Raw genomic sequence first — 13,915 nt, 5'->3', positions numbered from 1 at the left:
TTTTTTGTTTCTGGCTTCGGGTAAACTACAACTTATCGCATTCAATTGAAGAGCCTTTACCCATGAGCAGTATCGAATCCAACAACGTTGACCATGCCGAATTGGCAAAATTCTCAGCTTTGGCCAGCAAATGGTGGGATCCCAACAGCGAGTTCCGTCCCCTACATGAAATCAACCCGCTTCGATTGAACTGGATTGATGAACGGGTCGGCCTGAAGGGCAAGCGAGTGCTGGACGTGGGCTGTGGCGGTGGAATTCTGGCCGAGAGCATGGCCCGCCGGGGAGCGGACGTTCTAGGCATTGACCTGGCGGACAAGTCTCTGAAAGTCGCCGAGCTGCACAAGCTTGAAACCGGTGTAAACAATGTGAACTACCGCTTTGTATCGGCCGAACAGCTGGCCGCAGAAGAACAGGGTACTTTCGATGTGGTCACCTGCCTTGAAATGCTGGAACACGTGCCTGATCCCGCACAAACCATCCAGGCTTGCGCAAACCTTTGCAAACCAGGCGGCTGGCTGTTTTTCTCAACCATTAACCGCAATCCCAAAAGTTTTGTGTTTGCGATTGTTGGCGCAGAATATGTGCTCAACCTGCTGCCCAAAGGCACGCATGAGTACAAAAAATTCATCAAACCGTCTGAATTGGCCCAATATGCGCGTCAGTCGAAACTTGATTTTTCAGAAATCATTGGATTGGTTTACAACCCGCTGACCAAGGTTTATCGCCTGGCTCGTGACACCGATGTGAACTACATGGTGGCTTGCAGAAAACCCGCTTGAGGAATTTGCTGATGCCTTTAAACGGAATTCTGTTTGATCTGGACGGTACGCTTGTAGACACCGCACCAGACATGTGCGGCACCATTCAAGACATGCAAAGCGATCGTGGCGTTGACATCATCCCCTACCGCGCCATGGAACACCTGGCCTCGGGCGGAGCCCGCGCCTTGTTAAAAGCTGGATTTGGCCTGGAAATGCACTATCCAGAATTCCCAAGCATGCGTGCAGAATTTCTGGAGCGCTATGAGGCCCGCATTGCACGGGAAAGCGCGGTTTACAGCGGAATTATTCCCTTGCTGAATGAGATCCGGGCACGCGGTGCTCAATGGGGCATTGTCACCAACAAACCTTACTACCTCGCTGAAAAGTTGGTGCATGAACTGGGGTTGACCCAAGGTTGTAGTGTGTTGATTGGAGGTGACACTGCCGAAAAACCCAAACCCTCCCCACTGCCCTGTTTCATGGCTGCGGGTGAAATGCGCCTGCCCACCGAACAATGCGTCATGATCGGTGACGATGAGCGGGATGTAATCGCTGGGCGAGACGCCGGCATGACCACCGTGGCAGTCGAATACGGGTACATTGCCAGCCCGATTGACCAATGGGGCGCAGATGCAGTGATTAAAACAGCACATGATTTGGCCAGGTGGCTTGAAATTAGAATGTGAGCCCCCACATCAAGAGTGTTACAATGGTGTTTCCAATGGGGTCGATCTGGTTTCGACGTGGGTTGCAAAGCTATTGGGGCGTGTCGAGGATCAGTTACCTCGTAAATCCATCTGAAAAACTTTAAACGCAAACGACTCTTCGTTTAGCCCCGAACTCAAACTAGCTGCTTAAGCTAGTTTAGTTTGGACTTCCTACACCAGCTCGCCGATGGGTTGGGCGGGGTCAAACCCGCAGTGGGATCATCTACATCGGACCGCTTACCGGAATGCTGCCGACCGGTAAGTTAAATTAGGTGGATCGCGGATGCTGAAGAATGTCGCTTTTCGTCAGTAGCCGTTAAATGCAAAGAAGACGACTACACACGTAGAACTGGTAGTGGAGGATTTGCGGACGCGGGTTCAATTCCCGCCGGCTCCACCAAATAAAAAGAAAAGGCCATCCCTGTGATGGCCTTTTTTGTTTACTTCACAGACAAAATGTACTTGGCAATTGTCAATGCGTCCTCGTCGGTCACACGTGGCTGCGCAGGCATGGGCGTGTTACCCCACACTCCAGCACCTCCTGTTTGAATTTTCTTGGCCAATCTTTCTGCCGCTCCCGCGTCATCTGCATATTTCAAGGCGACTTGCTGATAGGTCGGCCCGTACTTTTTCTTGTCCTCGGCATGGCAAGCCGTGCAATTGTATTTCCTGACCATTTCCGGACTGGCAATTGCATTGCCCAATGCTGTCAACATTGAGCCAAAAAGAACAAATACGAGATACTTCTTCATGGGTATTTCCTCTCAAGAACCGCGCAATCATTCAGACTGCGCGGCTTAACTGCTTAATTCAAACGTGTGTCAGTTGGGTTTGATTTGATAAATTTCACCTTCATCGGTGGCCATGTACAAGTTCCCATCATGACCCTGCACCACGGAACGGAAACGACCCGCCGGCATGGGCAAAGGCATCACAGTTCGCTTGGCGGACAGTCCGTCTTTGCTGATATCGAGCAAATCAATTCGGTTACCAACCGGGGTTCCATGAATGCCAATTCCCATGTAGCCCACCGCCATTTTCCCGTCCCAGTCTTTCCACTGCTTGCCACTCAGGAAAACGCCTGATGACATGCCTTGGGACAAGTTTTCATTGTTCCATGCGGGCTTCATTGCCTTGGGATAAGTCTTGGTGTCTGTCATAGGCATGAACGCAGCACGCTTGACCGGCTCCATGGCACCCATCTGATTTGGGCTGTAACCGCAATATCCGTCTGGGCAGTCTCCACGGCCCCCGACATTCGGACGAGGGTCCCAGCCCGCGTTGCCGCCATTGCTTAATACGGTGACTTCATCAGAATGCCATGGACCATTTTCAGCTGTTACAGGCTGATTGGTGCCGGGGCGGAATGCGATACCTTGTGGGTTGCGGTGACCATAAGTAAATATTCGGGCATCGAAACCTTTTGGCGGTTTGTTGCCAGCTGCAGCCTTTCCGTTACGATCAATGCGCAACACTTTTCCACCGAGTTTGGTTGGGCTTTGTGGCACCACGCCATTGTGTGTATCGCCAGTGGTCACATACAAAAACCCGTCACCGGAATTGAAACGAATTCTTCCGCCGTTGTGCGCGCCAGACGAGCCAAAGGGATGATCGCTGGCGGCAATTTTATAAGGAATATCATCCACGATATCGGTGCGGTCAGACAACTTGCTCAAATCAGCATTTGCCTTCAATCGAATAACACGATTGGTCTGAGGGCTGGATTTACTCGATGTGGAATACACATACACGTAACCATTTTTCGCAAAATCAGGATCTACCGCTACGCCATTCATTCCAGCCTGGCCATCGCAAAAAAGATCCGGCATGGAGTCTGCGTATCCTGTGGCGTCCTTCATGCCGACTAATTTGTTAACTGTCCCCGACGGCAGTCTGACCGACAAACCATGGCATTTTTCGGTAAAAAACATGGCTCCATTGGGTAAAAACGCCATATCCCAAGGATTCTCCAACTTGGTTAAAACCGTTGTAGAGGTAAGATTAGGCGCTGCTGCTATCGCTGCCCCACCAACGACCAAGCTGGCCGAGGCAAAGACTGCGCAGGACAAAAGTTTATCAAGCTTCTTCATTTTGTCTCCTGATTTTGTGATTAAGACTGATGCGCAATTCGATGGCGAAACGATTCATCAATCGCATCCATTCAAGATCGCGCAGATTGAAAGTTACACATATTCAACACTCGGTCAATATGGCCTTACCCGCAGTCAATCACTCAGATTTAGAAGACGTGCCTTTTAATATCAGGCTGAAGAAATTTTTGCCGCCTGCTTTGTTATCTTGATCCGAGAGCAATCGCGGAACGCTGCAGCCCAGCAGCAAAATAGTAGACCCGCTAAAGGCCAAGAGGGCCCCTACGATGGACAAAGGCCAACTAAGATCGAGAAGACGAAGCAACAAAGCGACGACAACACTGAACAACACCACCAAACACAAATAGACTTTCATGATCCAAAACACCTGTTCAGAGAGACAAACGCTGGTCTCCGGACCAGTGGATGCGCACTGCAATGCAAGGTTTCCTTGCCAACGAACAACGCTCACTCGAGCGCACCTGTTTGATTGCCAAAAACTATTACCTTGATTGCCTGTGTTTTTGGACCAACGAATATTAATGAACTCAGCAATTTAGATCCAGAAAATGTAATGTCGAATTGCGGTCATTTTTGAATACACCAGATGAATGATTTTCATCACAATGCTAATTTTTAAAGACTTCAATTTTTAACAATTTCGACATACGATTGCTGCAGCGCAAAAAACCATTGGTTGTCTATTTCACAAACCAGACAAAACAGGAATTCCGGTTAATGTTTCGTATTTCACAAATGTTAACTTTTCACCACACCGAATAAATCAGGACGCTGTAAATCATGCAGAAAGGCATATTTCTCTCAATTTTGGCCTCTGTGCTCTTTGGCAGCATGTACTACTACACCACCCTGCTTGAGCCTTTAACTGGAGAGGAAATTTACGGCTGGAGAATGCTGCTGACTTTGCCAGTGATGACCCTGTTCCTGATCGGAACAAAAGACTGGGGCTTGGTCCGATCGATTGCACTGCGCCTGAGAAACGAATGGAGGCTCTATCTGGTATTGCCTGCGTCTTCCTTGTTACTGGGCATACAGTTGTGGCTGTTCCTGTGGGCACCGCTTCATGGGCATGCGATGAACGTTTCATTGGGTTACTTCATGATGCCGCTTGTAATGGTTTTGATTGGCCGCCTCTACTACAAAGACAAACTTAGTTCACTTCAAAAATTGGCCGTTCTAATGGCAGCGCTTGGCGTAATCAATGCTGTATTTCAGGCGGGGGGCTTTGCCTGGACTTCCCTTGTGGTGTGCTTGGGATACCCGTATTACTTTGTGCTTCGATCCAAATTCAAAATAGACAACCTGGGTGGGCTTTGGTTTGACATGCTGCTGATGTCACCCCTGGCGCTTTATTTCGCCTTGTCGGGCGAGGGTTTGGAACAAATGACAGGGCTGCAAATACAACTGCCTTTGCTGATTTTACTGCTGGGCGTATTAAGCGCTTCCGCGCTAATTTCTTATATTTTGGCCAGCAAAATGTTGTCTTTCAGTCTTTTTGGATTGCTTGGCTACGTAGAACCAGTGCTATTGGTGATTGTTGCGTTCGTGATCGGGGAAACCATTGCGGCGCAAGAATGGCCTACTTACTTGGCCATTTGGCTGTCGCTGAGTGTGCTGGCCCTGGAAGGCACCTACAAAATGAGACGACAGCCCATGGAGACTTGCCCTTGAACAGAACTATCACTGCATTTTATAAGATCGAATCACGGTCGATAGGTCTGGATCTCGATTAAAGGTCTCGGTGAAGAAATCCACAAAACTACTAATCTTGATTGAGGGACGACGTTCGGGTTGATAGACCACATTCAGAGGCAATGTGCTGGGCTTGTAGTTATTCAAAATCGTTTTCACACTGCCCTCTCGAATATCCCGACCATAAATCCATGTGGGTGAATAGCAAATACCCAAACCTTCCAGTACACCTTGGCGAATTGCCTCGGAACTATTCGATTGAAAGTTGCTACCTACGCGCACAGTCATGGCCTTGTCTTTGCTGCCATAAAAAGTCCATTCATTGAAATTGTCGATTCCCGTGTACAACAGGCAATTGTGATTTCTCAAGTCTTCTGGTGTATCGGGGGTGCCATGGCGGACCAAATACCCTTCAGACACAATAACAGCCCTGGCTACAGAGCCGATTCGCCTCGCGATCAAGCGACTGTCCTTCAACTCGCCCACACGAAACGCCACATCGATACCCGCCGCAACCAAGTCAACGAAACTGTCGTCAAGCTGCAAATCGATGCGCATGTTGGGATAGCGCTCATAAAATGCCCCCAAGCGGGGAACAATATGAATTCGCCCAAATGCAACCGGTGCGGCCACTCGTAACAAACCACTGACCTCGTGCTCTGCGCGCAGCACCTCGCTACGCGCTTCCTCCAGTGTGTCAAGCACCTGTCGACAGCGCTGATAATAAAGACGCCCGGCCTCTGTCAACGAATGGCTTCGAGTGGAACGTACCAACAGCAACACGCCAATGTCGGCCTCCAAAGCCTGCACTTGCTTGCTGATCGCTGACTGGGTGGTGTGAGACTGCCGAGCCACCGCCGAGAAATTACCGGTTTCGACAACCCTCACGAAGGTTTCCATCAGTCTCAATCGATCCATTCACGTGCTCCCTTTCCATTCCCAGCAGGAATAAATACTATAACAACTGTTCCGTAGATATGTGGGCTTTGAATACGCATAATGTGCAACATTGCACTGCAACACAAGAGGAGTAACGACGTATGAATTCACCGATCCCACATTTGAATGAACAGATCAACAACGTGGATGATTTGAAGCTGTTTCAGCCTGGAAAAATTGGCAGCATTGAAGTAAAAAATCGGGTGGTTATGGCTCCACTAACCCGCTGCCGTTCCGATGAGGCTGCAGGTGATATTCCCGGCAGTGAGATGAATATTGAGTACTACAAGCAACGTGCCAACGCTGGCCTCATCATTAGCGAAGGAACACAGGTTGCACCAGCTGGCAAAGGCTACATGGCAACCCCAGGCATTTACTCTGAAGCGCAAGTGCAGGGCTGGAAGTCAATTACCGAAGCAGTTCACTTTGCAGGCAGCAAAATTATTGCCCAAATTTGGCACGTGGGCCGCATTACCCACCCTGAACTGACAGGCGGCTTGAGTCCAATCGCGCCTTCTGCAATTAAACCCAATGTGGTCGCCTACACCCACAATGGCAAGGTCGATGTACCAGTGCCACATGCACTGACTGTGGAAGAAATCAAAGTTGTGGTGAATGAATATCGTCAAGGTGCAGCAAATGCCATCAAAGCTGGCTTTGATGGCGTGGAAATACATGGTGCGAATGGCTATCTGATCGACCAGTTTTTGCGGGACGGTGCAAACCACCGTACTGACGAATACGGCGGCTCTGCAGAAAACCGCGCACGCTTTGCGCTTGAGGTAATTGACGCAGTGATCGCAGAAATCGGTGCAGGCAAGGTGGGCATTCGCTTGTCTCCTGTGACGCCATTCAATGACTTGGGCGATAGCAACCCACAAGCTGTCTTTGGTTACCTGATTGAGCAACTGAATGAGCGCGGTATCGGCTTCATACACATGATAGAGGGCTCAACCGGCGGTGATCGCAATGTGCCCGGCTTTGATTATGCGTGGGCTCGCAACACATTCAAGGGCACCTATGTCGTCAACAACGGGTACACGCGTGAAATGGCCATCAACGCACTTGAAACAGGCTGGGCCGATGCCGTGTCCTTTGGCCGTGCATACATCGCCAACCCTGACCTGGTGCCGCGCTTGAAGCTCAACGCGCCATTGGCAGAAGGCAATCCACAGACTTATTACGCACCCGGGCCTGAAGGCTATATTGATTACCCATCGCTGGATGTGTAAATGAAAAACGCCAGTCACAAGCTGGCGTTTTTTTTGATACTCTCCAGAGATGAACAAAGACAGCCTTGAGCAACTACAGCAGCGATTGATCGAGTTTTCCAATGCACGGCATTGGGAAAAATTCCATTCTCCCAAAAACCTCAGCATGGCCTTGTCCGTTGAAGTGGCTGAATTGCTTGAACACTTTCAGTGGTTGACCGAGGAGGAATCCAGAAAAATCAACGGACACAAACTGGATGAGGTTAAAGAAGAGGTGGCCGACGTGCTGCTGTATCTGTTGCAAATTTGCAATCAGCTTCACATCGACCCCGTGGATGCTGCCCAGAAAAAACTGCTCAAAAACGCCGTGAAGTATCCAGCGAACGACTAAGCGTGGTCCGGAGTTTCAGGCAAGCGTGCACTGGTGCCACACGCATGGCAATACTTTGAAAAAGTGCTTTTACGCGAGTTGCAAGTGCCGCACTTGTCGTGAAGACCAATGCCGCAATGCGGACAAAAATCAATATCGGTGTCTTTTAAATCTACCTTGCGCTCACAGCCCGGGCATATGCTTTTGAGCAAACGCGACTGGGCCGTCTCGTAATCCAGAACTTGCCGCCGCTTGGTTTCCGGCTGTGCCTCAGCCAAGCGCTGTTGTTCCAAATATCGATTCAAGGCAAGAATGGCCTGGCGCCCCACCAACACTGTTATTACAATACCCACCAGGTAGTGAATATATCCACCGTAGCTGGGCAAGTAAGGCACCAACTCAACAAAGAATACAAACAAGGCGAAGTAAATAAAACCCCACACAAACGGCCAATAGGTGCTTTGGCGTTTGGTTTTGTAAAACCAGCCAGCAACAAGCAACAGTGGCAAAGTCAGGGCCAGGCGGTAGCCGAATACCCGCAATTCCTGGCTTTGAATGGCACTGGTGTATTCTTCTTGCGCGGCTCGTTCCAATTCATTCAAGCGCAATTGCGCTTTTCGGTTGGCCTGCTGGGCATCCAGCAATAGTTTTTGCTGCATTTCCACCTGGGCCAATGCCACGCGCTCCAAGGCTTGCAAGTTGTCCACACGATCGGTGCGTGCGAGCAATTCTTTGTCTTGGTCTGGTAGCGCAGTCGCTTTTCTGGTAGCAACAGACGCCATGAATTTTTCACGTTCTGAATCGGTATCTGCCTCGGCTGCGCTGTACTTCAGGCGCGACTGCTCAAGCGAATCACTGACCTCCCGCTCATTCAGCTCAGTCTTTCGAATTTCCTCTCGAACCTTTTTAAGCTCAATCGGATCCATAAAATCTTCAAGCGTTTTTGTTTGCTCTATTTTGGGCAAATCGCCCACAACAGTGCTACCCAAGCCGATCAAAAACCACGCAAATATCACTGCGACAAGCCAAAGTCCGCGACGAAACCATTTTTCTGACAATCTCAGCGATTTGCTCATCTGAATCTCATTCTGTTTTTATATGGTTTCATCAACGCGCGAGTGGCTTATTTCAGATACTTCGCATGAAAACGCAAATGATCTTCAATAAAGGTCGCAATGAAGTAATAGCTGTGATCGTACCCAGCCTGATAGCGCACTTCCGCTTTATAACCCGTTTCCTGCAAGGCCGCCTCCAACAATTCCGTTTTCAGCTGATTGACCAAAAAGTTGTCTGCCAAACCTTGGTCGACCAGCATTGGAAATTGTGAAGCACCCGAACGAATAAGTGCCACGGTGTCATGACGCTGCCAGGCAGCCTGATTGTCACCCAAATACAAACCCAATGCTTTTTGCCCCCAAGGGCATTGTATGGGACTCACTATTGGAGAAAATGCACTTACACAGACATATCGATCCGGATTATTCAACGCAATTGTCAAGGCTCCATGTCCGCCCATGGAGTGGCCGAACACCGATTTAAGCTGGCTCACCGGCAAAGCGGACTCGATCAGTGCTGGCAATTCCTCAACAATGTAGCTATACATTTTGTAATGGGTGCTCCACGGTGCCTCTGTGGCATCCACGTAAAATCCAGCACCCAAACCAAAATCGTAGGATTTGTCTGCGTCGTCGGGTACATCCTTACCTCGGGGGCTGGTATCCGGCATGACCACAGCAATACCCAATTCAGAAGCCACTCTTTGAGCACCCGCCTTGGTGGCAAAGTTTTGATCCGTACAAGTCAAACCGGATAACCAATAAGCCACTGGCACTTTGTGCCCAGCTTGAGCTTGGGGCGGCAGGTAAACGCTGAACTGCATGGTGCAGTTCAGTGTTTCTGACGCATGCTCATACTGGTTTTGCAAACCACCAAAGCATTGAACGCTACTAAGTAATTTCATATCAAAAATGGATCACGGTGCGAATGGATTTGCCTTCATGCATCAAATCGAATGCCTCGTTGATTCGCTCCAAAGGCATGGTGTGCGTAATAAACGTATCCAGATCTATTTCATCGTTCATAAACCGGTTCACATAGCCCGGCAGTTCCGTGCGCCCCTTCACACCGCCAAACGCGCTGCCCCGCCACACCCGGCCAGTCACCAACTGGAAAGGACGCGTGGCGATTTCCTGCCCCGCACCAGCAACGCCAATAATTACAGACTCGCCCCAACCCTTGTGGCAACACTCCAGGGCTGACCGCATCACATTCACGTTGCCGATACATTCGAACGAGAAATCAACACCGCCGTCGGTCATTTCTACAATGACTTCCTGAATCGGTCTGCTGTGTTCCTTGGGATTGACAAAATCAGTGGCGCCTAACTTCTTGGCAATCTCAAACTTGTCTGCGTTGAGGTCGATCGCAATAATTCGACTGGCTTTGGCCTGCACGGCACCAATAATTGCAGCCAAGCCAATTCCGCCCAAACCAAAAATGGCCACGGTGTCGCCAGCCTTCACCTTGGCTGTGTTGTGAACAGCTCCAATGCCAGTAGTCACGCCACACCCCAGCAAGCACACCTTCTCAAGTGGTGCATTGGGGTCGATTTTTGCCAGTGAAATTTCAGGCACAACGGTGTGCTCTGCAAACGTGGAGGTACCCATGTAGTGAAAAATCGGTTTGCCGTCTTTGGAAAAGCGCGTGGTGCCGTCTGGCATCAAGCCTTTGCCTTGTGTGGCGCGAATGGCCTGACACAAATTTGTTTTGCCAGAGGTACAAAACTTGCACACTCGGCACTCCGCTGTGTACAGCGGTATCACGTGATCTCCAACCGCCAGGCTGGTAACACCCTCTCCAACCGCTTGCACAATACCCGCACCTTCATGGCCAAGAATTGCCGGGAAAATCCCTTCAGGATCGTCCCCCGACAAAGTATAGGCATCGGTATGGCAAACCCCGGTTGCAACAATACGAACCAGAACTTCTCCCTTTTGGGGAGGCATCAAATCGACTTCCTCGATTGACAAAGGTTGACCTGGGCCCCAGGCCACTGCGGCGCGTGTTTTAATGGTTTGCAACATGTATTTCCCCCAATGCTGGCGAGTGTTCAAGACAGACTCCATTATAGGGGCTCAGGGCTACCATACAAGCGGCTGGCCGCATTTGAAGTGTGGTAGTGTCTGGTAACAATTAAAAGCATGTCTTTGTAACCGAATGATCCCTCCCAGCGAATCCAATGGTGTTCACCCTCAAGACGATTTTGAGCTGTCGCTCAAACCCTTGTGGATGCGCGCGCAAAGCGGAGATCCCCAAGCGTATCGGGAGGCACTTTCTAAGATCGCTCAGCGTTTGCGTCGCTTTTACAGTCGCAGGCTTCAAGCCTTGCCCGACGAGGTTGAAGACTTGGTGCAGGAAACTTTGTTGGCATTGCATATGCAGCGAGGTACTTATGACGAGACATTGCCCGTTAGTAGTTGGGTATTCGCAATTGCGCGTCACAAGTTGGTTGATTTGTGGCGTAGGCGTGGTCGAAAGGACAACTTAAATGACTCGCTTGACGATCTGACTGAGGACCAGCACCCCGCCACACAGGAGGAACTGCCCTCGAAACGTGACTTGGGGGTATTGCTTGAGCAACTGCCGGAACTACAGAAACAGGCCATTTTGCTCACGAAAATTGAAGGCCTTTCGATGATTGAGGCCTCTGAGCGGAGTGGGGTATCCGTGGCTGCCTTGAAGGTGCAAGTGCATCGAGGATTGAAACAATTGGCAGCTTTGGTCAGGAGTGAAACATGAAAACTGATGATCTGATCACAATGATAGCAAACCAGGCCGGCCCTGCCCCAAAGGTCTCGGTGGTCAATCGCTTGGTACCTGCCGGTATTGTGGGTGGGCTGATTGCTGCGGCAATCGTATTGGGGGTTTTAGGGCTGATACCCGGCACCATGTTCGCTGAACCTGGCCCCTGGATCAAGATTGGATATGCTGGCACGTTGGTCATTGCAGCAGGTTGGCTGTTTGCACGTTTGGGTAAACCAGGCGCATCAGGAAAACAGGCCACTTCGGCTGTAATCGCCGTGGTGTTGCTCATGGCCATGGCCGGGGTGCTGTCGTACCTAGGCACCCCTGAGGCAGAGCGAGCTGCTGCGCTATTGGGCCACTCCTGGTTGGTCTGCCCATGGGCCATTCTCGCCTTATCGATTCCCGTAATGGCCTGCTCATTTTGGGCCATGCGGGGTTTCGCCCCCACTCATTTAACTTATGCAGGCGCAGCGTGTGGATTGTTCTCGGGTTCAGTGGCGGCCCTGGCCTATGCGCTAGCCTGCACAGAACCTGCTGCGCCCTTCATTGCCGTTTGGTACACACTGGGTATTGCCCTTTGCGGTTTGTTGGGCGCCCTTCTTGGACCGAAATTTTTACGCTGGTAAACCGATGGTCGACCCGTCTCAGGCAGGGGGATCAATATGCTGGGTGCTCGATGTGTTGACTCTATACCAGCCAGCAATGCTGTAGCGATCACGCTTCGCGGGCAGCACTTCATGCGGAAAGTCTTCACTTAAAAACACGACCAAGGTTCCGCCCAAAGGCTGAATGGTCTCCAGGATCTGTTGGGGATTCTGGTCAGAATAAAGCACCATTTCCCCGCCATCTGCCGGGCCCCATTCCGGGTTCAGGTACAACACAACTGACAACACCCGATTGGCCTGCCCCCTGAATGCATCTACATGGGTTTTGTAAAAAGCGCCCACTGCATAATGCGCGAAATGCGATTCAAAAGAAAACAAACCCAGCATCAATTTGCGATTCAAGTATTGCTGCAACTGCGCGCTGAACTCCAGCCATTGTTCTGCCGCACTCTCGTCAGTGCGCTCTATCCAGGCTATTTCATCACGACGAATTTCAGCGTTCGACTGTTGACCATGCGCACGTCCAATTCCGGCCTTCTTCAACACGCCGGGCGGCTTTGCTTTTAAAGCGTTCAACAAGTCTGAGATTAATTGGACAGGCAGTGCGTCTTTTTGAACGCTGTAACCTTTCAAACGAAGATCACTCGCGATTAAATCAAACATGAAACAATTCTTCCCGGAAAGCACTCACTTCGATTGATCAAAAGTGTAGCGCGTTCCAGGTAATTGTTATCAAGCGTGCGCCAAAAGCTGACCGATGGCGTTGGAAAGAGAAGTTGAATCAAACTTCTTCACGTAAATGTTCACGCCAGCCTCTATGCCGCGTCTGGCATTTTCTTCTGACGTCAACGAGGAATACATAATGATTGGAATATTCTTAAACCGTGGGTCACCTTTGAGCTTTCTGGTCAGAGTGCAACCATCCATAATCGGCATTTCCTCGTCCACCAGCACCAAAGAAACCCGCTCCTCCAGCTCTTCGGAATTCTGATTGGCACTGGACGCAATCGCCAAAAGCTTTTGCTCTGCCTCAACGCCGTTGACTGCATGGCTGTGTTTTAAACCCATGGTGTCGAGTACTTCGCTGATTTTGCGCCTGGCCACAATTGAATCATCAACAAAAAAGACAGGGCCCGCCTTGTTCAATTCGAATCCAGCCGTCACAGGCGTGGCGTCTTTTTCTGGCAAGACACGGTGGCAAACACTTTCAATGTCCACGAGAGAGACCAGACTGCCATCTTCGAGCATGACAACGCCGAAAACAGAGCCTTCTTCAGAATCGTACTTTTGCGGTGGCTTTACAGCCGACCAAGGTACCCGAATGATTTTGTCGACATCGGTCACTGCAAAAGCCACCGAACGAGAGGCAAATTCGGAAATAATCATTTTGGAGTTGGGCTCACCAGTGGACATGCCAATTGCATCTCCAAGCGAAACCACGGGCAGCACCTGCCCCCGCAGCGATATCACGCCATTCATGGCGCCTTGCTGCCCAGGAATCTGGGTGACCTGCGACAATTCTGTGACTTCGCGAATTTTGAATACGTTTAAACCGAATGTTTCCTGAGCACCCAAAGAAAACAGCAGTATCTCAATCATCTCTGTCGATGATTCACCAGGAGTTCGTTCGTTGTTGTAGTTCATGAGTGGATTGAGTGTTGACATGGTTCAAGCTGTATTTTGAACCAAGTGACAACGAATCAAATCCTTAGGAA

Annotated in this window: 17 protein-coding genes and 1 other RNA gene; 9 read left to right on the top strand and 9 right to left on the bottom strand. The window is 50.2% G+C overall.

Features of this window, described 5'->3' with window-relative positions:
• Window positions 1-62: 62 nt before the first annotated feature.
• From ubiG to ssrA, 3 genes are all read left to right on the top strand, one after another.
• Window positions 63-779, top strand: a complete 717-nt coding sequence (gene ubiG / locus ACVL1J_RS14255; RefSeq protein ID WP_159568387.1) for a bifunctional 2-polyprenyl-6-hydroxyphenol methylase/3-demethylubiquinol 3-O-methyltransferase UbiG — start codon at window positions 63-65, stop codon at window positions 777-779.
• An 11-nt stretch (window positions 780-790) separates the two neighbouring features.
• The gene (locus ACVL1J_RS14250; RefSeq protein WP_341236495.1) at window positions 791-1,447 is read left to right on the top strand and encodes an HAD family hydrolase; all 657 of its coding nucleotides are present in this window, start codon (window positions 791-793) and stop codon (window positions 1,445-1,447) included.
• A 37-nt stretch (window positions 1,448-1,484) separates the two neighbouring features.
• Window positions 1,485-1,868: a transfer-messenger RNA gene (ssrA, locus tag ACVL1J_RS14245) on the top strand.
• 40 nt (window positions 1,869-1,908) lie between these two features.
• Here the strand turns inward: ssrA and ACVL1J_RS14240 are convergent.
• Window positions 1,909-2,220 (bottom strand): c-type cytochrome, encoded by a 312-nt coding sequence (locus ACVL1J_RS14240; protein ID WP_341236496.1) that lies wholly within the window; start codon window positions 2,218-2,220, stop codon window positions 1,909-1,911.
• A 69-nt stretch (window positions 2,221-2,289) separates the two neighbouring features.
• Window positions 2,290-3,399 (bottom strand): PQQ-dependent sugar dehydrogenase, encoded by a 1,110-nt coding sequence (locus tag ACVL1J_RS14235; protein ID WP_491665448.1) that lies wholly within the window; start codon window positions 3,397-3,399, stop codon window positions 2,290-2,292.
• Between ACVL1J_RS14235 and ACVL1J_RS14230 the strand changes: the two genes are divergently transcribed.
• On the top strand, window positions 3,326-3,727 hold the full coding sequence (locus tag ACVL1J_RS14230; RefSeq protein WP_341236515.1) for a hypothetical protein: 402 nt from the start codon (window positions 3,326-3,328) through the stop codon (window positions 3,725-3,727). The two genes, ACVL1J_RS14235 and ACVL1J_RS14230, sit on opposite strands and share 74 nt — an antisense overlap.
• On the opposite strand, the gene ACVL1J_RS14225 is transcribed toward ACVL1J_RS14230, so the two are convergent.
• Window positions 3,698-4,030: a hypothetical protein gene (locus ACVL1J_RS14225; protein ID WP_159568383.1), complete on the bottom strand. Its 333-nt coding sequence runs from the start codon at window positions 4,028-4,030 to the stop codon at window positions 3,698-3,700. The two genes, ACVL1J_RS14230 and ACVL1J_RS14225, sit on opposite strands and share 30 nt — an antisense overlap.
• A gap of 329 nt (window positions 4,031-4,359) precedes the next feature.
• Here ACVL1J_RS14225 and rarD point away from each other — a divergent pair, with 329 nt between their 5' ends.
• Window positions 4,360-5,250 (top strand): EamA family transporter RarD, encoded by an 891-nt coding sequence (gene rarD / locus ACVL1J_RS14220; protein ID WP_159568382.1) that lies wholly within the window; start codon window positions 4,360-4,362, stop codon window positions 5,248-5,250.
• A gap of 9 nt (window positions 5,251-5,259) precedes the next feature.
• Here rarD and ACVL1J_RS14215 read toward each other — a convergent pair whose 3' ends face one another.
• Entirely contained in the window at window positions 5,260-6,189 is a 930-nt protein-coding gene (locus ACVL1J_RS14215; RefSeq protein WP_341236498.1) for a LysR family transcriptional regulator, read from the bottom strand.
• 122 nt (window positions 6,190-6,311) lie between these two features.
• Here ACVL1J_RS14215 and ACVL1J_RS14210 point away from each other — a divergent pair, with 122 nt between their 5' ends.
• Window positions 6,312-7,442 carry an alkene reductase gene (locus ACVL1J_RS14210; RefSeq protein WP_341236499.1) on the top strand — a complete coding sequence of 377 codons (1,131 nt, stop codon included), beginning with the start codon at window positions 6,312-6,314 and terminating at the stop codon, window positions 7,440-7,442.
• A 49-nt stretch (window positions 7,443-7,491) separates the two neighbouring features.
• Entirely contained in the window at window positions 7,492-7,812 is a 321-nt protein-coding gene (locus ACVL1J_RS14205) for a nucleotide pyrophosphohydrolase (RefSeq protein ID WP_341236500.1), read from the top strand.
• Here the strand turns inward: ACVL1J_RS14205 and ACVL1J_RS14200 are convergent.
• Genes ACVL1J_RS14200 through ACVL1J_RS14190 form a run of 3 tightly spaced genes read right to left on the bottom strand, consistent with a single transcriptional unit; the run spans window position 7,809 to window position 10,862 of the window.
• Window positions 7,809-8,867, bottom strand: coding sequence for a serine endopeptidase (locus ACVL1J_RS14200; RefSeq protein ID WP_341236501.1), 1,059 nt, complete (start codon window positions 8,865-8,867; stop codon window positions 7,809-7,811). The genes ACVL1J_RS14205 and ACVL1J_RS14200 overlap by 4 nt on opposite strands.
• Window positions 8,868-8,914: 47 nt before the next feature.
• Window positions 8,915-9,751, bottom strand: coding sequence for an S-formylglutathione hydrolase (fghA, locus tag ACVL1J_RS14195; protein ID WP_341236502.1), 837 nt, complete (start codon window positions 9,749-9,751; stop codon window positions 8,915-8,917).
• A 1-nt stretch (window position 9,752) separates the two neighbouring features.
• Entirely contained in the window at window positions 9,753-10,862 is a 1,110-nt protein-coding gene (locus ACVL1J_RS14190; protein ID WP_341236514.1) for an S-(hydroxymethyl)glutathione dehydrogenase/class III alcohol dehydrogenase, read from the bottom strand.
• A gap of 145 nt (window positions 10,863-11,007) precedes the next feature.
• Here ACVL1J_RS14190 and ACVL1J_RS14185 point away from each other — a divergent pair, with 145 nt between their 5' ends.
• Both ACVL1J_RS14185 and ACVL1J_RS14180 read left to right on the top strand, forming a co-directional pair.
• A complete protein-coding gene (locus ACVL1J_RS14185) occupies window positions 11,008-11,589 on the top strand; it encodes a sigma-70 family RNA polymerase sigma factor (RefSeq protein WP_159568376.1) in 582 nt (193 codons plus the stop codon).
• The gene (locus tag ACVL1J_RS14180; protein ID WP_474562899.1) at window positions 11,586-12,221 is read left to right on the top strand and encodes an NrsF family protein; all 636 of its coding nucleotides are present in this window, start codon (window positions 11,586-11,588) and stop codon (window positions 12,219-12,221) included. The genes ACVL1J_RS14185 and ACVL1J_RS14180 overlap by 4 nt, the downstream gene beginning before the upstream one ends.
• Before the next feature lie 18 nt (window positions 12,222-12,239).
• Here the strand turns inward: ACVL1J_RS14180 and ACVL1J_RS14175 are convergent, their stop codons facing one another.
• Both ACVL1J_RS14175 and ACVL1J_RS14170 read right to left on the bottom strand, forming a co-directional pair.
• Window positions 12,240-12,863 carry a 2OG-Fe(II) oxygenase gene (locus ACVL1J_RS14175; protein WP_474562900.1) on the bottom strand — a complete coding sequence of 208 codons (624 nt, stop codon included), beginning with the start codon at window positions 12,861-12,863 and terminating at the stop codon, window positions 12,240-12,242.
• A 69-nt stretch (window positions 12,864-12,932) separates the two neighbouring features.
• A complete protein-coding gene (locus tag ACVL1J_RS14170) occupies window positions 12,933-13,865 on the bottom strand; it encodes a chemotaxis protein (protein WP_491665447.1) in 933 nt (310 codons plus the stop codon).
• Window positions 13,866-13,915 lie beyond the last annotated feature (50 nt).

The sequence above is a fragment of the Limnobacter sp. G6BE5S genome (assembly GCF_058448965.1).
The sequence above is the reverse complement of the archived record's forward strand: the minus strand, read 5'-3'. Positions and strand labels throughout refer to the sequence as shown.